The organism is Polaromonas sp. P4_F9, from assembly GCF_056401235.1.
In genome coordinates this window covers 1-20,938 of record NZ_JBFUJT010000038.1, presented here as the reverse complement: position 1 = coordinate 20,938, position 20,938 = coordinate 1, and the positions used below count along the sequence as shown (strand labels likewise).

The following is a 20,938-nucleotide window of genomic DNA, read 5'->3' as shown; positions in this document are numbered from 1 at the left end:
GCCAGCTTCAGGCAATGAGAGAACGTGGGGGATGGTGGTCTTCACCAGCAGGGGCCGCGGGACTGGCTTCGCCAGACCGCAGGCGCAGCGCCCCCTCGGGGGGCAGGGAGCTACACGCAGTGAGCGAGCGTGGGGGCACTATTTCCTCCATGCCTGGGTCCGGCGGTTGATCCACCAGGCGAGGGCCATGAACAGCAGGGTGGCGATGGTTGATGCAATACCAATCAGCACGGCCATGGCCGCGGCGGCGCCCATCTCACCGGCTTCGTCCAGATTCAGGATGGCAATCGACGCCACCTTGGTTTCGGGTGAATACAAAAACACCACAGCCGAAATGGTGGTCATGGCATTGATGAAGAAGTAACGCGCAATGTCCACCAGCGCGGGCGTGCAGATGGGCAGCGTGACGCGCCAGAAGGTCTTGAAAAACGGCACCTTGAGCGAAGCGCTGACCGCCTCGAACTCGCTGTCCAGGCTCTTCAGCGCCGTCACCGCGGTGAGGTGGCCGGTGGTGTAGAAGTGCACGATGGTGCACAGCGTCAGCAGCGTCAGCGTGTGGTACAGGCCGCCCAGGGGGTTGTCCGGGGCATTGAAAAAGAAGATGTAGCCCAGGCCCAGCACCAGGCCGGGCACGGCCATGGGCAGCATGGCCAGCATGCGCACAAAGCCGCGCAGGCCGTCCATGCCCTTGGTTTTTTCCAGCAGGTAGGCGCCGCAAAACACCAGCGCCGTGCCGAAGAACGCGGTGCCGGCCGACATCTTCAGGCTGTTCATGAAACCCACGCCCACTTCCGCATCGATCAGGCCGAGCGTGTAGTGGCGCAGGCTGGGTGTCAGGTTGTAGGGCCAGAAGCTGGCGAACGAGGCAAACACGGCCATCGCCAGCATGGCCAGCACCAGCAAGGCGATCGCGCAGCAATACAGGGTCATGAGGGCGTCGTAGCCGCGCGCGGGCGTGGGGCGGTAGGGCACCGCGCGCGCGGTGAGCATCGCGGTCTGCCGCTTGCTTACGTAGTGGTCGACGGCGAAGGTCAGCACGGCCGGTGCGAGCAGGAGAATTGCCACCACGGCGCCCTTGGCGAAGTCCTGCTGGCCGATCACCAGCTTGAAGACGTCGGTGGCCAGCACATTGAAGCTGCCGCCGATGACCTTGGGGATGCCGAAGTCGGTGATGACCAGGGTGAAGGTGACGAGGGCCGCCGAGATCAGGCCGTACTTGGCGCCCGGCAGCGTGATGGTGAAGAACTTGCGACGGGCGCTGGTGCCCATGGCATTGGCCGCCTCATACAGCCGCGCATCCGACAGGCTCAGCGCGGTGAGCAGAATCATCAGCGCATGCGGGAACACGGCAAAGCATTCCGCAATCACGATGCCGGGCGCGCCGTAGATCTGCCCTACCCCCAGGCCTTGCATCCAGCCCTTGAGCACGCCCTGGTTGCCGAACCAGTAAATCAGGGAAATGGCCGACAGCAACGACGGGGCCAGCAGCGGGATCAACGTGATGCCCCGAAATAGCGCCTTGTAAGGCATGCATGAGCGTGCCAGCGCATAGGCGAAGCCGAAAGCCAGCGGCACGGTCACCACGGTGACGGCGACGGACACCCAGATGCTGTTCCACAGGCTTTCCAGCAGCGCCGGGGTTTTCGCGTAGTCAATGAAGTTGTCAAACCAGACGAGGTCGCCGGTCTTGTCTTCCACGGCCTGCTGCAGGATGGTGACCAGCGGCGCGGCGAGAAACGCTATCAAAATCACCGCCACCAGCGCCAGCGCGGCGTAGGCCAGGTGGTCAATCCAGTGCACGCGCTGCCTGACCAGCGGGAGTTTGGCGGCGGCGGTGGACAGGGGCATCAAAACACCTTGATGCGTTCGGGCAGCAGCCGCAGGGGCAGGGTCGAGCCGATCTGCAGCGACTGCTCGGACAGGAAGTTGAGCGAAAGATAAACCGTGAGCTTGTGCTTGTCCAGTGCGGGGGAGGTCACATGCACGTGGCAGAAGGACCCGAGAAAGTCGATTTTCTCGATGGTGGCGTTGAACACATGGGGGTCGCCTTCGGCAATGGGACGGGCCAGTACGTCTTCGGGACGCAGGTAGACCTTGACGTCGCGGTCGGCGCCGTCGCAGGGCAGGCAGAGTGCGCCAAACCTCATCTCGCCGCCGCTGACACGGGCCGGCAACACATTCACCTTGCCGACAAAATCGGCCACGAAGGGCGAGGCCGGCTCGCGGTAAATCTCCATCGGCGTGCCCACCTGCTCGATCAGCCCCTGGTTGATCACGACAATGCGGTCGGCCACGCTGAGGGCTTCTTCCTGGTCGTGCGTCACCATGATGGTGGTCACGCCCAGTTTTTGCTGCAGCGCCCGGATTTCCTGGCGCAGCCGCACGCGTTCCAGCGCATCGAGCGCCGACAGGGGCTCGTCCAGCAGCAACAGGCCCGGTGAGGTGGCGAGGGCCCGCGCCAGCGCAATGCGCTGCTGCTGGCCGCCCGACAGCTGGCTGGGGTATTTGGCTTCGCTGCCCGGCAGGCCCACCAGCCTGACCAGCTCGCCCACCCGTCTGGCGGCTTCGGCCCGCGGGGTCTTGCGGTTGACCAGACCATAGGCCACGTTGTCGGCCACCGTGAGGTTGGGAAACAGCGCGTAGCTCTGGAACACGATGCCGTAGTCGCGCAGCGCGGGCGGCAGGCGGGAAATGTCGCGGCCGCCCTGGTGCACTTCGCCGGCGGTCTGCACTTCCAGGCCGGCAATGATGCGCAGCAAGGTGGTCTTGCCGCAGCCAGATGGCCCGAGAAAGCAGACAAACTCGCCCTTGCGGATATCCAGGTTGATGTCCTGGAGCGCAATAAAACCACCGAACTCTTTCCGGATGTGGCGCAGCGCGAGAAAAGTGTCGTGGGTCATTCGTGGGTCATACGTGTGTATTGCCTGGACGGGCGGCGCGCCGATGCAAAAAAGCAGGCAGCGGCGTGGAACCGGCTCCGCCGGGCCACAGCGGCTGTCCCCCTGAGGGGGAGACGGCGGCCAAAGGCCGCCGACAGGGGGCTATTTTTTTTCTGTTTTGCTGTTATAGCGCCGCGTCCATTCGTTCAGGATGCGTTCGCGGTTGTCGGCGGCCCAGGTGAAGTCCATCTTCACGAGGCGTGCTTCATAGTCCTTGGGCACGTTGGCCAGCGGCGGCGCCAGGCCAGGCTGCGCCGTGATGGCGAAGTTCTTGCCGTACAGCATCATGGCGTCCTTGCTGGAAGCCCAGTCAGCCAGTTTTTTGGTGGCTTCCAGTTTCTTGGTGCCCTTGTGGATGGCAAACGCCTCGAGGTCCCAGCCCAGGCCCTCTTTCGGGAAGACCAGGTCAATCGGTGCGCCTTTGGCCTTGTTGGCGTTGCCCCGGTACTCGAAGGAGATGCCCATCAGGAACTCACCGGCGGCCGCCATGTTGCAGGGCTTGGAGCCGGAGTGGGTGTACTGCGCAATGTTTTCATGCAGGCCGTCCATGTATTTCCAGCCGCCGCCCTTGCCGTCCTTGTCGCCAAACAGCGTGAGCCAGGCGGTCACGTCGAAGTAGCCCGTGCCGCTGGAGGCGGGGTTGGGCATGACGATCTGGCCCTTGTAGATGGGCTTGGTGAGGTCCTGCCAGGTTTCCGGCTTGGGAATGTTCTTTTTCTGGGCTTCGGTCGTGTTGAAGCAGATGGTGGCACCCCACACGTCCATGCCGAACCAGGCCGGGACTTTTTTCTTGTCGCGGTACTGGCTCATGATGCCGTCCAGGTTGAGCGGCGCATAAGGCTCGAGCATGCCCTGCTTGTCCAGCAGTGCCAGGCTGGAAGCCGCCACGCCCATGACGGCGTCGGCCTGGGGGTTGGCTTTTTCAGCGAGCAGCTTGGCGGTGATCACGCCGGTCGAGTCGCGCACCCACTTGAGGTCGATGTCGGGATGCGCCTTGTTGAAGCCTTCCTGGTAGGCCTTGAGCTGGTCGGTTTCCAGGGCGGTATAGACCAGCAACTGGGTTTTTTGCGCGGAGGCCGATGCGGCAATGGCCAGCAGGCCTGCTGCGGCGAGTGCTTTGCCGAGGGATTTGAGATGGAGAGCCAGCTGCATACATCGTCCTTTGTGAAAAACCTGCCATGTTGTGACCTGATCGTGTCAGCGGGATGACATGTGATGGCGCAACCTGCGCTCAGGCCATATCGATCCAGCCCGAGTGAATTGGACGCCGCCCCTTTTTACTTGTCAATTGTTTTTTGCAGATTGTTGACATTTTTTTGTTTTGTGCTTCAATGCAGGGCATGAACGCAGTCTTTCACCCCACCATCGCACTCCTCCAAAACAGTTCCCTCACCACGGTAGTGCAGCAGGAAATCGAGCGGGCCATTCTTGTCGGCGAGTACGAACCCGGCAGCAAACTGATTGAAGCGGCGCTGGCCGAGAAGATGGGTGTTTCACGCGGGCCTGTGCGTGAAGCCTTTCGCATGCTGGAGGAAGCGGGGCTGGTGCGCAACGAAAAAAACCGCGGCGTCTTTGTGCGCGACATACCGATCGACGAAGCGGTGGAGATTTTTGACCTGCGCGCGGCGATGGACGAGCTGGTGGGCCGCCAGCTCGCCAGGAACATCACGCCGGCGCAGCTCAAGGAAATCAAGGGCCTGGTCGACGCGATGGAAAAGGCCGTGAAGGCCGAAGACGCCTACAACTACCACCTGCTGAACCTCAAGTTTCACGACCGGCTGGTCGAGATGGCCGGCAACCGCAAGCTCACGGCGATTTATCGCAAGCTGATCAAGGAGCTGTCGCTGTTTCGCCGTCTCAACCTGGCCGACGGCTGGCTCATGCCCATTTCGGCCAGTGAGCACCGGCAGATCGTCAAGGCCATCGCCTCGGGGGACGCGGATACCGCCGGGCGGGCCATGTTCGACCATGTGATCGAAAGCAAGGAACGCACGATCGAGAACGATTTGCGGCGCCAGGCACGGCTGCAGGGCGGCGACGCCGGGACGGGTGCAGGGCAGGGTGCAGGGCAGGGCGCAGCCAGGGCCACGCACCTGAACAACACTTCGGACACCGACAGGGAAAGGCCCAAACGTGGCAACCGATAAGGCACGCGCTGAACTGACGGTGAATGGCCGGTCGTACGCGCTGCCGACGCAGCCCACGGTGGTGGTGTGCGTCGACGGCTGCGAGCCCGACTACCTGGCCCAAGCCGTCGCCACGGGCCACATGCCCTGGCTGCAGCGCACGCTGGCCCTGGGTTCGGGCCTGACGGCCGACTGCGTGGTGCCCAGCTTCACCAATCCCAACAACCTGTCCATCGTCACCGGCGCGCCGCCCAGCGTGCACGGCATTTGCGGCAACTACCTGTTTGACACCGCGACCGGCACGGAGGTCATGATGAACGACCCCAAGTGGCTGCGCGCGCCCACGCTGCTGGCCGCACTGGCCGATGCGGGCCAGTCGCTGGTGGTGGTGACGGCCAAGGACAAGCTGCGCAAGCTGCTCGGCCACCAGATGAAGGGCATCTGCTTTTCGTCCGAAAAGGCCGACCAGGTGACGCTGGCGGAAAACGGGATTGAGGACGTGCTGGGGCTGGTGGGTCGGCCGCTGCCCAGCGTGTACAGCGCAGACCTGTCCGAGTTTGTCTTTGCCGCCGGCGTGAAGATCATGCAGAAATACCACCCCGACGTGATGTACCTGTCGACCACCGACTATGTGCAGCACAAGCACGCGCCGGGTACCGATGGCGCCAACGCGTTTTACCGCATGATGGACGGCTACCTGGCCCAGCTGGATGCGCTGGGCTGCGTGATCGTGCTGACCGCCGACCATGGCATGAATGCCAAGGTCGCCCTGGACGGCACGCCCGATGTGATTTACCTCCAGGACTGGTTTGACGCCTGGCTGGGCACGGCGAAAGCGCGCGTGATCCTGCCGATCACCGACCCGTATGTCATGCACCATGGCGCGCTCGGCTCGTTTGCCACGGTCTACCTGCCGCAAGAGGTGGACGTGACCGCGGCCTGCGAACGCCTGGCACAGCTCAAGGGCATGGAAGTCGTGCTGACCCGCGAACAGGCCGCCCGGCGCTTTGAGTTGCCGGCCGACCGCATCGGTGACCTCGTGGCCGTCTCGGAGCGCTTCACCGTGATCGGCACGTCGGCGTCGCGCCACGACCTCTCCGCACTGGAGGTGCCGCTGCGCTCGCATGGTGGCCTCAGCGAGCAGCGCGTGCCGCTGATCGTGAACCGCAAGCTGCCGGGGCTGGACCGCAGCCGGCGCTTTCGAAATTTTGATGCCTTTGACCTGGCGCTCAACTATGCGCAGGGCTGATTCTTATTCCCTCTCCCTCTGGGAGAGGGTTAGGGTGAGGGCTGTACCCGCACTCGAATGCCTCTATCGTTTGGGCGCCGGCGGCCCTCACCCCGCCCTCTCCCAGAGGGAGAGGGGGAAATATCAGGGAGTGCTGTGTGACCAGTGACTACATCGGCGACCACCAGCTCAACGCCATGCGCCTGTTGGGCCGCAGGGTCGGCGCCGAGCGCAGCGGCGACCGCGCCATCGAGGTGTTCAACCCCTACACCGAAAAGCTGCTGGGCACCGTGCCCAAGGCCACGCTGGAGGAAGTGCGGGAGACCTTCGCCAGGGCGCATGCCTACAAGCCCCAACTCACCCGCTACGAACGCGCTGCGATTCTCAACCGTGCAGCCGCCATCATCCAGTCGCGGCTGGATGAGGTCGCGAATCTGATCACCGCCGAGTCCGGGCTGTGCCTGAAGGACGCGATGTACGAAGCCGGTCGCGTGAGCGACGTGCTGCTGTTCGGCGCCAGCGAAGCGCTCCGGGACGACGGCCAGATTTTCAGCTGCGACCTGACGCCGCACGGCAAGAAGCGCCGCGTGTACACGCAGCGCTCACCGCTGCTGGGTGTCATCACCGCCATCACGCCCTTCAACCACCCGATGAACCAGGTGGCGCACAAGGTGGTGCCCAGCATCGCGAGCAACAACCGCATGGTGCTGAAACCCTCCGAAAAAGTGCCCTTCTCGGCCATCCTGTTTGCCGACATCCTGTACGAGGCCGGCCTGCCGCCCGAGATGCTCAGCGTGGTCACCGGCGACCCGCGCGAAATCGCCGACGAGCTGATCACGAACCCGCTGGTGGACCTGGTGACCTTCACCGGCGGCGTGGCGATCGGCAAATACATCGCGTCCAAGGCCGGCTACCGCCGCGTGGTGCTGGAGCTGGGCGGCAACGACCCGATCATCGTGATGGAAGATGCCGACATCGACGAAGCGTCCACGCTGGCGGTGCAGGGCTCGTACAGGAACTCGGGCCAGCGCTGCACGGCCATCAAACGCCTGCTGGTGCACGAGGCCGTGGCCGGCCAGTTTGTGGAACAGGTGCTGGCCAAGACCCTGGCCTGGAAATACGGCGACCCCACCGACCGGGCCAACGACATGGGCACGGTGATCGATGAGGCCGCCGCCATGCTGTTCGAGTCGCGGGTCAACGAGGCGGTGGCGCAGGGCGCGAAGCTGCTGGCCGGCAACCAGCGCCGCGGCGCGCTGTACTCGCCCACGCTGCTGGACCATGTCCTGCCGCAGATGACGGTGGTCCGGGAAGAAACCTTCGGCCCGGTGTCGCCGGTGATCCGTTTCAGGACCATCGACGAAGCGATACAGATCTCCAACGGCACCGTCTATGGCCTGTCGAGCGCGGTCTGCACCAACCGCATGGACTACATCACGCGCTTTGTGAGTGAACTGCAGGTGGGCACGGTCAATGTCCGCGAAGTGCCGGGCTACCGGCTCGAACTCACCCCTTTCGGCGGCATCAAGGACTCGGGCCTGGGCTACAAGGAAGGCGTGCAGGAAGCGATCAAGAGTTTCACCAACCTCAAGACTTATTCGCTCCCATGGAGTGGCTGATGCTCTCCCCGAAGCGCCTTCGGCGCCCCGTGCAACGGCCAGAGGCCGAAGCTCTTCGAGGCCGTCCAAGCCTGCGAAGGCAGGCTTGGAGCCGCGGCCCTCAGCCCCAGGGGCGGTCACCTGCGGCCCGGCTAAGCCGGTTCCACGGCGGCCACTGGCCTTTGCATCTTTCTTTACTTTTTCATCCGGTGAGGAATTCACATGCTGAGCTTTGACGACATTGAACACCTCTTCGCCGACCGCGGCGGCGAGCAGTACAGCGGCGAGCCGGTCACGCAACTGCAGCATGCGCTGCAGACCGCGGCGCTCGGCGAGGCCGAAGGCGCCAGCGACGAGCTGGTGACTGCCGCCCTGCTGCATGACCTGGGGCATTTGCTGCACGACTTGGGCGAGACGCCTTCGCTGCGCGGCGTGGACGACGTGCACCAGTACCGCGCCCTGCCCTTCCTGCGCGGCCTGTTTGCCGACGAGGTGCTGGACGCGATCAAGCTGCATGTGGACGCCAAGCGCTACCTGTGCGCCGCCCGGCGCGGCTACCATTCCAGCCTCTCGGCGGACTCCAAGCGCAGCCTGCTGCTGCAAGGGGGGATCTTCTCGGCCGAAGAAGCCGCGCGCTTCATTGAGCAGCCCGGCGCTGTGGGTGCCGTGAAGCTGCGCCTCTGGGACGACCTGGCGAAGGACGCCAGCAGGATCACCCCGCCCTTGACGCATTTCCTCGCGCGCGCGCAGCGCTGTGCCCTGCCCCTGTCAAGGCCTGCGGTTGCCCTCTGACATCCTGGCGCTGACCTGGCCGGTGCTGGGTGCCGTGTTGTTCGGCGCCCTGCTGCACGCCGGCTGGAACGCCTTGGTCAAATCCAGCACGGACAAGGCGCTGGACATGGCGGTGATCCACCTGATCGGCTCCGTGCTGGCCGTGCCGCTGGTCGCGCTGGTCGGGTGGCCGCGCCCGGAAGCCTGGCCTTTCATCGCCGCCTCGGTGGTGATTCATATCGGCTACTACATCGCCACCACGCAGGCCTACCACCATGGCGAGCTGGGCCTGACCTATCCGCTGATGCGCGGCGTGGCCCCCTTGCTGGTGGCCCTGTCGGCCACCTTCACGCTGGGCGAGACCCTGTCACCGCTGGCCTGGGCCGGCATCCTCGGCATCTGCTGCGGCGTGCTGGTGCTGGGCCTGAGCCGGCACGCGCTGCATGCGCCCAAGGCCGTTGGTTTTGCACTCGCCAACGCGGTCATCATTGCCATTTACACGGTGGTCGATGCGCTGGGCGTGCGCGCCTCGGGCAATGCCCTGCAGTATGTCGCCACGCTGTTCCTGCTGGACGGCTGGCCGTTTGGCCTCCTGATGCTGGCGCGGCGCGGCCGTGCCATGGGGCACTATGCGCTGCAGCGCTGGCCGATCGCGACCGGCGGCGCGCTGGCCTCGCTGGGCTCGTATGGCATTGCGCTGTGGGCGATGACCCGGGCTCCGGTGGCTACCGTCGCGGCCTTGCGCGAAACCTCGGTGCTGTTCGCCGTGCTGCTGGGCACCTGGCTGCTGAAAGAGGCGTTCACGATGCGCCGGCTGCTGGGCACCTGCGTCATTGTGGGTGGCGTGATGGCCGTACGGCTGGCCTGACAGCCCGCAAGGCGTCTCCGCAGCCGTTGCGGTGTGATGCAGCGCTGACGCGCCGGCTTCAGCCGACTTCAACCACCATCACCGACCATTAGCCGCCGTCGGGCAAGTCCATGCCGACAAAGCGCACGGCCACGCGCGTGCCCGGTGACTGCGGGTGGCCTGCCAGGGCCGCGTCTTCAATGGTGATGGTGGCGCCATGCTGTTTGGCGATCTCCAGCACGATCGCCAGCCCGAGGCCCGACCCATCCACGTTGGTGCCGAGCGCCCGGTAAAAGGGCTGGAACACCAGTTCGCGTTCCGACTCCGGAATGCCGGGCCCCGAGTCTTCCACCAGCAGCACCAGCACGCCGCTGAAGCGGTCGGTCATCAGCCGCACCGTGACCTGGCCTTTTTCGGGCGTGTAGTTGATGGCGTTGTCCAGCAGGTTGCGCACCAGCTCCTTGAGCAGCGTCGGGTTGCCTTCCAGCTGGCTGGACGGCTCGCCGGCGGGCGGGCCGTCGTAGCCGAGGTCGATCTGCTTGTCGAGCGCGCGCGGCACCGAGTCGGCCATGACTTCCGAGACGATGTGCACCAGGTCCACGTGCTGCTTGGCCAGGCTGCGGCCGGTGGTTTCGGCGCGCGCCAGCGCCAGCAGCTGGTTGACGGTATGCGTCGCGCGTATGCTGGCGCGGCCGATGTGCTTGAGCGATTTCTTGAGCTCGTCGGTGTCGGTTTCACGCTGCGCCAGGTCGGCCTGCATGCGCAGGCCTGCCAGCGGCGTCTTGAGCTGGTGTGCTGCGTCGGCCAGAAAGCGTTTTTGCGTGGTGAGCGAGACCTTGAGCCGGCTCAGCAAATCGTTGATGGATGACACCAGTGGCGCGACTTCTTCAGGCACGAAGGTTTCATCGAGCGGGCTCATGTCGTCGGACTTGCGCGCGCGAATGCGTTTTTCAAGTTGTGCCAGCGGCTTGATGCCGCGCACCAGCGCCAGCCACACCAGCAGCACGGCCAGCGGCAGGGTCACGAACTGCGGCACCATCGTGCCCTTCACAATCTCCGTTGCCAGTGTTTTGCGTTTTTCCAGTGTTTCCGCGACCTGCACCAATACCGGCGCCGCGCCTTTCACGTCCACCTTGAGCCAGGTGTAAGCCACGCGAACCTCTTCGCCCTGGATGACATCCTCGCGCAGCCGCACCTCGCCGTTGGTGGGCTTGTCCTCATCCGGCGGCAGGGGCAAGTCGTGTTCGCCGCTCAGGTACTCGCCGTGCGTGCCCACCACCTGGTAGTAAACCAGGTCGGTGTCGTCGGCACGCAAAATTTCGCGCGCCGGTGCGGTCAGGTTGAACTGCACCTGGTTGTTCCTGACCACCACCAGCTTGGCCAGCGCCTGCACGTTGTATTCCAGCGCGCGGTCAAAAGGCTTGCCGGCAATGTTTTGCGCCACCAGCCAGGTCAGCGCCAGGCTGATCGGCCACAACAGCAGCAGCGGCGTGAGCATCCAGTCGAGGATCTCGCCAAACAGGCTGCGCCGCTCACGCTGGAAGAGTCTTAAAGCCAAATAGGCCCCCACGTTCGCTCACTGCGTGTAGCTCTCTGCCCCCCGAGGGGGCCGCTGCGCCTGCGGCCCGGCAAAGCCGGTTCCGCGGCCCTGACTTGCAGGCCCATGCCTATCCAACTGTGCGAATCCGCCTTCGCAAGCTCAAGCCGCAGGGCCGGCTTTGCCGGACTGCAGGCGGGCGGCCCCCTCGGGGGGCAGCGAACCACACGCAGTGGGGAGCGTGGGGGCACCATCAGTTTGGGATTTTCTCAAGGCAGTAGCCCAGGCCGCGCACCGTCGCAATGCGTATCGGCCCCTTTTCAATCTTCTTGCGCAGGCGGTGGATATAGACCTCAATGGCGTTGTTGCTGACTTCCTCGCCCCACTCGCACAGGCGCTCGACCAGCTGGTCCTTGCTCACCAGGCGGCCGGCGCGTTGCAGCAGCACTTCCAGCAAGCCCAACTCGCGGGCCGACAGCTCCAGCATCTGGCCATCAATGGTGGCGACCCGCCCGGCCTGGTCATAGACCAGCGGCCCGTGCTTGATGGTGCTGCTGGCGCCGCCCATGCCGCGGCGGGTCAGGGCGCGCACGCGCGCTTCGAGTTCCTGCAGTGAAAAGGGCTTGGCCATGTAGTCGTCCGCGCCGTAGTCCAGGCCCTTGACGCGTTCTTCCACGCTGTCGGCCGCGGTGAGTATCAGCACCGGCAGTGCCGAGCCGCGCGCACGCAGCCTTTTCAGCACTTCCAGCCCATGCATGCGCGGCAGGCCCAGGTCGAGAATCAGCAAATCAAATTCCGTGTTGGTGAGCAGCGCGGCATCGGCCTCGGTGCCGCTCGCTACATGGTCCGCCGCCGCGCCCGACGCGCGCAGGGTGCGCAGCAGGCCATCGGCTAGAACCTGGTCGTCTTCGGCAATCAGAATACGCATGGCTGTCTCCAGATATCAGCCCGCGGCAGGGCCTGCGGACAGTGTTTTTTGGTTCTCGGTCAAATTCTAGGCTTTTGCGGTCATGGGTTTGCTTACGGAATAGAGCCCCCACGCTTTTCACTGCGTGTAATGCGCTGCCCCCCGAGGGGGCGCTGCGCCTGCGGCCCGGCTAAGCCGGTTCCGCGGCCCCGGTTGGAAGGGATACGCCCCCATGGTCGCTCACTTCACACCCGATCGTCCTGAGCCTGTCGAAGGATGCCCCCCGAGGGGGCCGCTGCGCCTGCGGTCTGGCCCTTCGACAAGCTCAGGACAGGCCAAAGCCAGTCCCGCGGCCCTGGCTGGAGTGGGAGGTGGATCCCTTCAAGCGCCTGCGTATGCCTCCAGCCCGAGCGCCACCACCGTCGCCACATCGGCCCCCACCGCCTGCCGGAACTCCTCTTCGGTCTGGCGCACCGCGCGCCGGAAGGCGTCCAGCCAGAGCAGACCCGATTCGGTGAACATCACGCGGCGCGCCCGTTTGTCATGGGGATCGGGCTGGCGCGTGACCAGCCCCCAGGCCTCGCACTGGTCGACCAGATCGCCCATGGCCTGTTTGCTCATGCCGGCGCTCGTCGCCAGGTCTGTCAGGCGCGAGCCGCCCACCGCCAGGTGCCGCGTGATGTGGATATGGGCGGCGCCCACCTGGTTGCGGGCCGCCAGATTGGACAGTGCCAGCGGCACGTCCGCATTGCTGGCCATCAGTGACAGCACGCGTTCGTCAAAGCGGCGCAGGGCGTGGCCGAGCAGGCGCCCCAGGTGGGTGAGGCGCCAGCCGGGTTCGACGACACCGGGTGGGCTGGTCATCGTCTGGGCATCCATGTTGGGCATCCGGATATGGTAGCCCAAGGTAGTGCAATTAATCAGGAAAACTGACTAAAAATATGGTTTACTTATTTTTATAGCGCCCATAAAGTACTGGTCATGCATCCAGCGCTGTAATTAAAAGCAGAAACGGCTGGGAACCCTGCAAAGAGTTTTAATTCTTTTAAGTTATTGATTTTCAAGGAGTTTTTTATGGAACTGACCAGCAAACTGAATCCCGCCCAAAACCCTGCGCAAACCGCCGCCCTGAACACCGAAAAGGCCAAGGCCCTGCAAGCCGCGCTGGCCCAGATCGAAAAGCAGTTCGGCAAGGGCACCATCATGAAGCTGGGTGCTGGCGAGGTGATCGAGGACATCCAGGTGGTCTCCACTGGTTCGCTGGGCCTGGACATTGCGCTGGGCGTCGGCGGCCTGCCGCGCGGCCGGGTGGTTGAAATCTACGGCCCGGAGTCGTCGGGCAAAACCACGCTGACCTTGCAGGTGATTGCCGAAATGCAAAAACTGGGCGGCACCTGCGCCTTCGTCGACGCCGAGCACGCGCTGGACATCCAGTACGCGCAAAAGCTGGGCGTCAACCTGCAGGAACTGCTGATCAGCCAGCCCGACACCGGCGAGCAGGCCCTGGAAATCGTTGATTCGCTGACCCGCTCAGGCGCGGTGGACCTGATCGTGGTCGACTCGGTGGCGGCGCTCACGCCCAAGGCCGAACTTGAAGGCGAAATGGGCGATTCACTGCCCGGCCTGCAGGCCCGCCTGATGAGCCAGGCACTGCGCAAGCTGACCGCCACCATCAAGAAGGCCAACTGCATGGTGATCTTCATCAACCAGATCCGCATGAAGATCGGTGTGATGTTCGGCTCGCCCGAAACCACGACCGGCGGCAATGCGCTGAAGTTCTACGCGTCGGTGCGTCTGGACATCCGCCGCATAGGCTCCATCAAGAAAGGCGAAGAGGTGATCGGCAACGAAACCCGCGTCAAGGTGGTCAAGAACAAGGTGGCGTCGCCCTTCAAGACGGCGGAGTTCGACATCCTGTATGGCGAGGGCATCAGCCGCCTGGGCGAGGTGCTGGACCTGGGTGTGGCCGGCCACATCGTCGAGAAAGCCGGCGCCTGGTATGCCTTCAACGGCGAAAAAATCGGCCAGGGCCGCGACAACTCGCGTGAATTCCTCAAGGAGAACCCGGACCTCGCGATTGAAATCGAAAACAAGGTGCGCGAGTCGCTGGGCGTGCCGCTGATCGCCGTGGCCGCCGAGACGGGCGACAAGCCGGAGAAGGCCGTCAAGGCCGAAAAACCCACCAAGGCCGCCGCCTGATCCGGCTTTTTACAGGGCAAGTCAGGCGTGGATTTTAAGGTGACGGCTGTGGAGGGCTATGAAAATAATAGCAACTGCGTGCCGCCACAAGCCTTGTACCCGTGCCCCACGCCTGCCGACCGAGCCATGACCTCCGACAAGCCAGCCGCCCCGACGGGCTTCAAGCTCTCGCTCAAGGGCCGCGCCCTGCGCTTGCTGGCGGCCCGCGAGCATTCGCGGGCCGAGCTGGAACGCAAGCTCACACCCCACGAAGAAACGCCGGGCCAACTGGCGCAGGTGCTCGATGACTTGCAGGCCAAAGACTTCATCAGCGAGGCGCGGGTGGTCGAGTCGGTGATCAACCGGCGCGCCGGCCGCTACGGCGCGGCGCGCATACGCCATGAGCTGCTGAACAAGGGGCTGGGCGCGGAGGTGGTGGCCGGGGCGATGGACAGCCTCAAGGCCGGTGAACTCGAACGAGCCCGCGACATCTGGCGCAAGAAGTTCGATGGCCCGGCCCTGGACGCGGCCGGGCGCGCCAGGCAAATGCGTTTTCTGGCGGCGCGCGGTTTTGGCGGTGACGTGATTCGCCGCGTCGTTTCTCAATCAGAAGACGACTAGGAACTAAATGCAGATGGCGGCGCGGGCGCCGTGTTGGCGCCTACCCGGAATCAGCCTCAACGGGCCAGAGCAACTGAATGTGCAGGCCTTTGCCCTCGGGGCCTTCGCCAAGCGATATTTCGATCCGATGGCGATCGCAGATCTCCTTCGCGATCGCCAGCCCGAGGCCGGTGCCTTGCTCGCCGCTGCCGGCGCTGCGGTAGAAGCGCTCGAAGACCTTGAGGCGCTCGTCGATGGGAATGCCCGGGCCGTTGTCGATTACGCACAAGCGGGGCCGCCCATTGTGCCTATCCACCCGAACGGTGACGTGACCGCCGGGCGGCGTGTAACTGATGGCGTTGTGCACCAGATTTGCGACGAGTTCGCGCAGCAACACAGGTTCGCCGCGCACCAGCACAAGCATGTCGCCTTCGAAACCAAGGTCGATTGATTTCGCCCGCGCCAAAACCAGCATCTCGAAGGTCTGATTGCGTGCCAGTTCGGCAAGATCTATTTCTTCGATGTCGAGTGTGCGACCGGGTTCACTCCGTGCCAGGCTCAGTAGCTGGTTCACAAGTCTCTGGGTCGATTGCGTGGACAGGTGAATGCCGCTGACCACGGTGCGCATGTGGTCAAGGTCGGTCTGTTGCAAGGCGTGATCGACCTGGGCGCGCAGCACGGTCAGTGGCGTCTTCAACTGGTGTGATGCGTTGGCGATGAATCGCACCTGGGCATCACTGAGCTGCCGCTGCCGTTCGGTATGCGCGTTGATCGCATGGATCAGGGGCGCTACTTCGCGCGGGACGCTGCGCGTGTCGATTGGCGTCAGGTCGTTCGCGCCGCGCGCGCGTACCTCGTCGCGTAGCCGTTTCAAGGGGGCCAGGCCGCGCTGCACGCCGAAGGCGATGAGCGCGGCCGCCGCTGTGATCAGCAGCAACTGCATTGCCGCCGCATCGGAGACGATGCGGCGCGTAAGCTGGCGCCGGGCGTCCATCGTTTCGGCCACCTGCACGATCAGGGATCGGGGCGCCATATCGTCCACCACCAACCAGGTCAGCGCCACCACGCGGATGTTCTGCCCCTTATAAACTGCGTCATAGAACAGCGGCTCGGTGTCTGGCTGCGTGGCCGGCGGCGGCAGGTCTTTGTAGCCGGTGATGTGGTGGCCATCGGCAAGGCCGGCGACGCGGTAGAAGATACGGTCCTGCGCGTCGGTACGCAGCATTTCCAGCGCAGCATAGGGCAGGTCGGCCACAACCTGGCCGTTTTCCACACTCAGGCGCTCACCGATCACGAGCGCCGAACCGAGCAGCGTGCGGTCATAGGCTTCGTGAGCCTGCGCCAGGCTGCGCAGGTAGCCAATCGTTGACGCCAGCATCCACAGCCCCAGCGTCGGGATCAACAGCCAGCGCAGCAGCAGGCTACGCAGGCGCGTCATCGGCAACCTCAAGCACGTAACCGAGTCCGCGCAACGTGTGAATGGCCGCGCCGCTGCCGTCGATCCGGCGGCGCACACGGTGCACATAGAGCTCCAGCGCGTCGTTGCTGAGGACGGCGTCGCTGGTGCACAGGCGCTGGGTCAGCAGCAGCTTGTTGACCGGCCGGCCCGCGTGGACGATCAGGGCTTCCAGCAGGTCGTGCTCGCGTGGCGGCAAGTCCAGGTGCCGCGCGCCGAGCGCGAAGCGGCGCGATACCGTGTTGAATTCCAGCGCCGCCACGCGTAGCACCGCGTCGACCGAGCCGATCGAGCGCCGGTGCAGGGCGCGCAGGCGCGCTTCCAGTTCGGAAAGGTCGAACGGCTTGGGCAGGTAGTCGTCGGCACCGGCGTTCAGGCCCTGAACCCGGTCGTGGGTGTCGCCGTTGGCAGTGAGTACCAGCACTGGCACCTTGTCGCCGCGCTTGCGCAGGCGGCACAGGATTTCGAAACCACCCATGCGCGGCAACGCCAGGTCGAGCACCACGACGTCGAAGCTGCGTTCCTGCAATAGCGTATCGGCCAGCACGCCGTCGGCGCAGGATTCGACCTCGATGCCCAGCACCCCGAGCGATTGCTGCAGCGTCTGCACCAGTTGCAGGTGGTCCTCGATCAACAGGATGTGCATGGCGGGCTGGATGAATCACCGTCGACAGGGCCGGGGGTGCCCCGGGGCTCACGCAGGCGGTGCAAGCGTGCACGGTGATAATACCTCCCAGGAGACTTACGATGCCATTGAACCGCAGGGTGATCGGGGCCGGCTTGCTGGGCCTGGCGGCAAGTTCCATCGCGGCTGCGGCCGTCAGGGGCGGCGCCAGCGCGGCATCGGGCGCCCAGCGTGTGCGGGTTCTTGCGGCGACGGACCGGCACGCCATCGAGCCGCTGATCGCCGATTTCGAGCGCCGGCACGCCGGCCTGCAGGTAGACTACATCGAGCTCGGCAGCATGGCCCTGTACGAGCGCTTCCTGCGCCAGGGCGACGATGCACCCGATCGCGCCGACGTGCTGTGGAGTTCGGCTATGGATCTGCAGATCAAGCTGGTCAACGACGGCCACGCGCAGCGCTACGAAAGCCCGCACGCGCCAAACTTGCCCAAGTGGGCGGTCTGGAAGCACGAAGCCTATGGCACCACCCATGAACCGGTCGGGATGGCCGTGAACCGCCAGCTGCTGGCGGCCGGCGAAGTGCCGCGCACGCGTGCGGCTCTGGCCGCGTTGCTGCTGGCCGATACGCCGCGCTGGCGCGGCCGGGCCGCCACGTTCGACATCGCGCGGGCCGGTATCGGGTTCCTGGCCGCGGCGCAGGACGCGCTGGCCTCGCCGCGCTACTGGGAACTGGTGCGCGCCCTGGGCCAATGCCAGGCACGCCTGCATACCGGCACGCAGGGCATGCTCGAAAGCGTGGCGGCAGGCGAAGCGATGCTCGCCTACAACGTGCTGGGGAGCTATGCGCAGGCGTTCGCGCGCAGCCAGCCGGAGATCGGTGTCACCTATTTCCAGGACTACACGCTGGTGGTCTCGCGAGTGGCCTTCATCGCCCGCACCGCGCCCAATCCGCAAGGCGCCCGCCTGTGGCTCGACCACCTGCTGTCGGCGCCCGGCCAGGACCTGCTGGCTGCCGGCGGCTTGCCCGCCGTGCGGACGGGCGCCATGCAAAGCCCGCCGCAGGGCATCGCCTTCAGGCCGGTCGCGCTCGGCCCCGGCCTGCTCGCGCACCTGGACCGCAGCAAGCACGACGCGCTGCTCAAGCGCTGGCAGCGCGAGTTCGATCCTCAGCGCTGACCGACGCGGCGGTGCGGCCGAGGTCTGAAGCCCTGACGACCAGCACCGGGACCGATGAATGTTCCAGGGTACCGGTGGCCACCGATCCGATCAGGCCCGCCGTGTGCGAGCCCAGGCCGCGCGAACCCATGACGATCAGGTCGCAGCCCACGGCGGCCGCCACCCCGGCGATGGTGGCGCCGGGGTCCCCGACGCGCCGATGCTCCTGGAAGGCCAGGCCTTCGGCGCGCAGCCGGTCGCGCGCCGGCGCCAGCGCCTGCTCGCCGCGCTCGCGGTGGTAGTCTTCGAGCGTCTGCACCGCGACAAACGAGGCCACGTCGCCCGACAAGGGCCGCTGCACGTTGACCAGGTGCAGTTCGACGCCCTCGGGATCGCTTAGGTTCTGGCGCAGCACCAGCAGCTGATCGAGCGCGCGGGCCGCGCCCGGTGAGCCGTCGGTCGCCAGCAGGATGCGGCGCAGCAGCCCGGACACCCTGGGCACGACGGCAGGCGCGCTGGCGAGCCGTGCGGCGGCGGCGCGGCCGGCAATGGCCTTGCCGATCAGCATGACGCTGACGGCCCCCGTCAGCGGCGCCGCGTAGTGCAGCCACGCCGCCTGCGCGTCGATCCAGGCCTTGACCAGCGGGTCGCCGATCGCCATCTCGCCCGCGACCCAGCCCAGCAGCGCGGCGCCGATGGTGATGATGGACGGGAACCGTTCCATCAAGGTCAGCAGCAGCCGGCTGGCGAAGACCACCAGCGGGATCGAAATGGCCAGGCCGACGACCAGCAGCAGCGTGCTGCCCTTGGCCGCCGCCGCGACGGCGATCACGTTGTCCAGGCTCATCACCAGGTCGGCCAGCAGGATGGTCCGCACGGCCGCCGCCATGCTGGTGTTCGCGCCGCCGTGGCCTTCGCCTTCCTCTTCCGGCACCAGCAGCTTGACGGCGATCCAGAACAGCAGCACCGCGCCCACCAGCTTCAGGAAGGGCAGGCGCAGGAGTTCGACCGCCACGATGGTCAGCACGATGCGCATCACCACCGCCGCGCCGCTGCCCCAGGCCACGGCGCTCTTTTGCTGGGCGGGCGGCAGTCCGCGCGAGGCCAGCGCGATCACCACCGCGTTGTCGCCCGACAGCACGATATTGATGCCGATGATCTGCATCAGCGCGATCCAGAAAGCAGTTGCTCCGAAGTCCATGGTGTAGTTCCCTCCTGGTCAGACAGCTGCTGCGAGCTGCCGCCGCCTGGCCATGGCCGTCGTCACGCGGGGCAGCACCAGCACGCAGGCGATGATGATCAGCATGGCAATCGACATCGGCCGCTGCAGGAAGACCGTGAAGCTGCCCTCGCCGATGGACACCGCGTTGCGCAGCTGCGCCTCGGCCAGCGGTCCCAGGATCATCCCCACCACCACCGGCGCGGTCGGGAAGTCGTAGCGCCGCATCACGATGCCCACCAGGCCGATGCCGTACAACAGCACCAGATCGAAGGCGCTCTGGCGCATGCCGTAGGCGCCGACGGTGGCGAAGATCAGGATGCCCGCGTACAGCTGCGGCTTGGGGATCTTCAGCAGCTTGACCCACAGCTTGACCAGCGGCAGGTTCAGGATCAGCAGCATCACGTTGCCGATATACAACGAGGCGATCAGCGCCCACACCAGCGCGGCCGATGTGGTGAACAGCTGCGGCCCTGGCTGGATGCCGTAGTTCTGGAACGCGCCCAGCAGGATGGCCGTGGTGTTGGAGGTGGGGATGCCCAGCGTCAGCAGGGGAATCAGCGCCGTAGTCACCGTGGCGTTGTTGGCGGCCTCCGGCCCGGCCACCCCCTCGATGGCGCCCTTGGTGCCGAACTCGGCGCGGTCTTCTCCCTTGGCCAGCTTCTTCTCGGCCGCATAGCTCAGGAAGGTGGGGATCTCGGTGCCGCCGGCCGGGATGCAGCCGAAGGGCGCGCCGATGGCCGTGCCGCGCAGCCAGGCCGGAATCGAACGCTTCCAGTCGCGGCCCGTCATGTAGACCTTGGTCAGCTTGTTCTGCGTGTCGACCACCCGGCCTTCGTACATGGCCGCATACAGCACCTCGGCCACCGCGAACAGGCCGACCGCCACGAGCACGATCTCGATGCCGTCCAGCAGTTCGGGCACGCCCATGGTGTAGCGGGCCTGGCCCGAGATCTGGTCCAGCCCCACCAGGCCTACCGCCAGCCCGATGAACAGTGCCGTCATGCCGCGCAGCGCGCTGGAGCCGAGCACGGCGCTGACTGTGGTGAATGCCAGCACCATCAGCAGGAAGGTTTCCGGCGGGCCGAGCTTGACCGCGAACTCGGCGACGAAGGGCGCGAACAGCGTGACGACCACTGTGGCGATGGTGCCGGCCACGAAGGAACCGATGGCCGCCGTGGCCAGCGCCGCACCCGCCCGCCCGCTCTTGGCCATCTTGTTGCCCTCCATCGCCGTGACCATGCTGGCGGTTTCGCCCGGCGTGTTCAGCAGGATGGAGGTGGTCGAGCCGCCGTACATGGCGCCGTAGTAGATGCCCGCGAAGAAGATCATCGAAGCGGTGACTTCGACCTTGGCCGTGATCGGCAGCAGCATCGCCACCGCCACGGCGGGGCCGATGCCCGGAAGCACGCCCACCGCCGTGCCCAGCGCACAGCCGACCAGGGCCCAGAGCAGGTTGGCCGGCGAAATCGCCGTGGCAAAGCCTTGCAAAAGCGCGTTCAGGATGTCCATGTCAGTTGCTCCACCGCGCTGCGCGCGACCCGTGACTCAGGTAACGGATGTCATTGCGGGCTCGACCCGCAATCCACGGCAGCGCGCCTGGACGCCACGATGGATCCCGGGTCGAGCCCGGGATGACAAGGCTTGATGGGGTCGGTTTCATTTCGGCTTTCATATCCAACCCGTTGTGGTGAGGCCCGGCAGGTTGATCGCCAGGAATTGGGTGAAGGTCCAGAACAGGTCCAGAACACCG

18 protein-coding genes and 1 pseudogene are annotated in these 20,938 nt (G+C 65.4%); 8 read left to right on the top strand and 11 right to left on the bottom strand.

The features are described 5' to 3' along the window. Positions 1-138: 138 nt before the first annotated feature. The 3 genes from AC1DUB_RS24225 to AC1DUB_RS24215 form a co-directional block, all read right to left on the bottom strand. The gene (locus AC1DUB_RS24225) at positions 139-1,848 is read right to left on the bottom strand and encodes a putative 2-aminoethylphosphonate ABC transporter permease subunit (protein ID WP_477731708.1); all 1,710 of its coding nucleotides are present in this window, start codon (positions 1,846-1,848) and stop codon (positions 139-141) included. Continuing rightward, positions 1,848-2,900: a putative 2-aminoethylphosphonate ABC transporter ATP-binding protein gene (locus AC1DUB_RS24220; protein WP_477731707.1), complete on the bottom strand. Its 1,053-nt coding sequence runs from the start codon at positions 2,898-2,900 to the stop codon at positions 1,848-1,850. Before AC1DUB_RS24220 ends, AC1DUB_RS24225 begins: the two co-directional genes overlap by 1 nt. A gap of 141 nt (positions 2,901-3,041) precedes the next feature. Continuing rightward, the gene (locus AC1DUB_RS24215; protein WP_477731706.1) at positions 3,042-4,091 is read right to left on the bottom strand and encodes a putative 2-aminoethylphosphonate ABC transporter substrate-binding protein; all 1,050 of its coding nucleotides are present in this window, start codon (positions 4,089-4,091) and stop codon (positions 3,042-3,044) included. Between the two features lie 188 nt (positions 4,092-4,279). Here AC1DUB_RS24215 and AC1DUB_RS24210 point away from each other — a divergent pair, with 188 nt between their 5' ends. The 5 genes from AC1DUB_RS24210 to AC1DUB_RS24190 all read left to right on the top strand — a co-directional run bounded on the left by AC1DUB_RS24210 (position 4,280) and on the right by AC1DUB_RS24190 (position 9,530). Beyond that, positions 4,280-5,086 (top strand): phosphonate utilization associated transcriptional regulator, encoded by an 807-nt coding sequence (locus AC1DUB_RS24210; protein WP_477731705.1) that lies wholly within the window; start codon positions 4,280-4,282, stop codon positions 5,084-5,086. Next, positions 5,073-6,314, top strand: coding sequence for a phosphonoacetate hydrolase (gene phnA, locus AC1DUB_RS24205; RefSeq protein WP_477731704.1), 1,242 nt, complete (start codon positions 5,073-5,075; stop codon positions 6,312-6,314). The genes AC1DUB_RS24210 and phnA overlap by 14 nt, the downstream gene beginning before the upstream one ends. Before the next feature lie 176 nt (positions 6,315-6,490). Next, entirely contained in the window at positions 6,491-7,912 is a 1,422-nt protein-coding gene (gene phnY / locus AC1DUB_RS24200) for a phosphonoacetaldehyde dehydrogenase (RefSeq protein WP_477731731.1), read from the top strand. A gap of 201 nt (positions 7,913-8,113) precedes the next feature. Further along, positions 8,114-8,683 carry a phosphonate degradation HD-domain oxygenase gene (locus tag AC1DUB_RS24195; RefSeq protein ID WP_477731703.1) on the top strand — a complete coding sequence of 190 codons (570 nt, stop codon included), beginning with the start codon at positions 8,114-8,116 and terminating at the stop codon, positions 8,681-8,683. Beyond that, the gene (locus AC1DUB_RS24190) at positions 8,673-9,530 is read left to right on the top strand and encodes an EamA family transporter (protein ID WP_477731702.1); all 858 of its coding nucleotides are present in this window, start codon (positions 8,673-8,675) and stop codon (positions 9,528-9,530) included. Before AC1DUB_RS24195 ends, AC1DUB_RS24190 begins: the two co-directional genes overlap by 11 nt. Before the next feature lie 88 nt (positions 9,531-9,618). Here AC1DUB_RS24190 and AC1DUB_RS24185 read toward each other — a convergent pair whose 3' ends face one another. The 3 genes from AC1DUB_RS24185 to AC1DUB_RS24175 all read right to left on the bottom strand — a co-directional run bounded on the left by AC1DUB_RS24185 (position 9,619) and on the right by AC1DUB_RS24175 (position 12,841). Next, positions 9,619-11,067 (bottom strand): sensor histidine kinase, encoded by a 1,449-nt coding sequence (locus tag AC1DUB_RS24185; protein WP_477731701.1) that lies wholly within the window; start codon positions 11,065-11,067, stop codon positions 9,619-9,621. Positions 11,068-11,299: 232 nt separating this feature from the next. Beyond that, positions 11,300-11,974 carry a response regulator gene (locus AC1DUB_RS24180; RefSeq protein ID WP_477731700.1) on the bottom strand — a complete coding sequence of 225 codons (675 nt, stop codon included), beginning with the start codon at positions 11,972-11,974 and terminating at the stop codon, positions 11,300-11,302. A gap of 360 nt (positions 11,975-12,334) precedes the next feature. Beyond that, positions 12,335-12,841, bottom strand: coding sequence for a MarR family winged helix-turn-helix transcriptional regulator (locus AC1DUB_RS24175; protein ID WP_477731699.1), 507 nt, complete (start codon positions 12,839-12,841; stop codon positions 12,335-12,337). A 186-nt stretch (positions 12,842-13,027) separates the two neighbouring features. Here AC1DUB_RS24175 and recA point away from each other — a divergent pair, with 186 nt between their 5' ends. Beyond that, positions 13,028-14,152: a recombinase RecA gene (gene recA, locus AC1DUB_RS24170; protein ID WP_477731698.1), complete on the top strand. Its 1,125-nt coding sequence runs from the start codon at positions 13,028-13,030 to the stop codon at positions 14,150-14,152. 126 nt (positions 14,153-14,278) lie between these two features. Beyond that, complete coding sequence (gene recX, locus AC1DUB_RS24165; protein WP_477731697.1) at positions 14,279-14,752, top strand: recombination regulator RecX; 474 nt, start codon at positions 14,279-14,281, stop codon at positions 14,750-14,752. Between the two features lie 40 nt (positions 14,753-14,792). On the opposite strand, the gene AC1DUB_RS24160 is transcribed toward recX, so the two are convergent. Both AC1DUB_RS24160 and AC1DUB_RS24155 read right to left on the bottom strand, forming a co-directional pair. Next, a complete protein-coding gene (locus AC1DUB_RS24160; RefSeq protein WP_477716464.1) occupies positions 14,793-16,169 on the bottom strand; it encodes a sensor histidine kinase in 1,377 nt (458 codons plus the stop codon). Next, complete coding sequence (locus AC1DUB_RS24155; protein WP_477731696.1) at positions 16,153-16,833, bottom strand: response regulator; 681 nt, start codon at positions 16,831-16,833, stop codon at positions 16,153-16,155. The genes AC1DUB_RS24160 and AC1DUB_RS24155 overlap by 17 nt, the downstream gene beginning before the upstream one ends. Positions 16,834-16,907: 74 nt before the next feature. Here AC1DUB_RS24155 and AC1DUB_RS24150 point away from each other — a divergent pair, with 74 nt between their 5' ends. Further along, positions 16,908-17,987, top strand: coding sequence for an ABC transporter substrate-binding protein (locus tag AC1DUB_RS24150; protein WP_477731695.1), 1,080 nt, complete (start codon positions 16,908-16,910; stop codon positions 17,985-17,987). Here the strand turns inward: AC1DUB_RS24150 and AC1DUB_RS24145 are convergent. The 3 genes and pseudogenes from AC1DUB_RS24145 to AC1DUB_RS24135 all read right to left on the bottom strand — a co-directional run bounded on the left by AC1DUB_RS24145 (position 17,950) and on the right by AC1DUB_RS24135 (position 20,697). Next, on the bottom strand, positions 17,950-18,459 hold the full coding sequence (locus AC1DUB_RS24145; protein WP_477716736.1) for a universal stress protein: 510 nt from the start codon (positions 18,457-18,459) through the stop codon (positions 17,950-17,952). The genes AC1DUB_RS24150 and AC1DUB_RS24145 overlap by 38 nt on opposite strands. An 18-nt stretch (positions 18,460-18,477) precedes the next feature. Continuing rightward, positions 18,478-19,167 (bottom strand): annotated as a pseudogene (locus AC1DUB_RS24140) (TerC family protein); the annotation flags it as partial. A gap of 18 nt (positions 19,168-19,185) precedes the next feature. Further along, positions 19,186-20,697, bottom strand: a complete 1,512-nt coding sequence (locus AC1DUB_RS24135) for a tripartite tricarboxylate transporter permease (RefSeq protein WP_477731694.1) — start codon at positions 20,695-20,697, stop codon at positions 19,186-19,188. Positions 20,698-20,938: the final 241 nt, after the last annotated feature.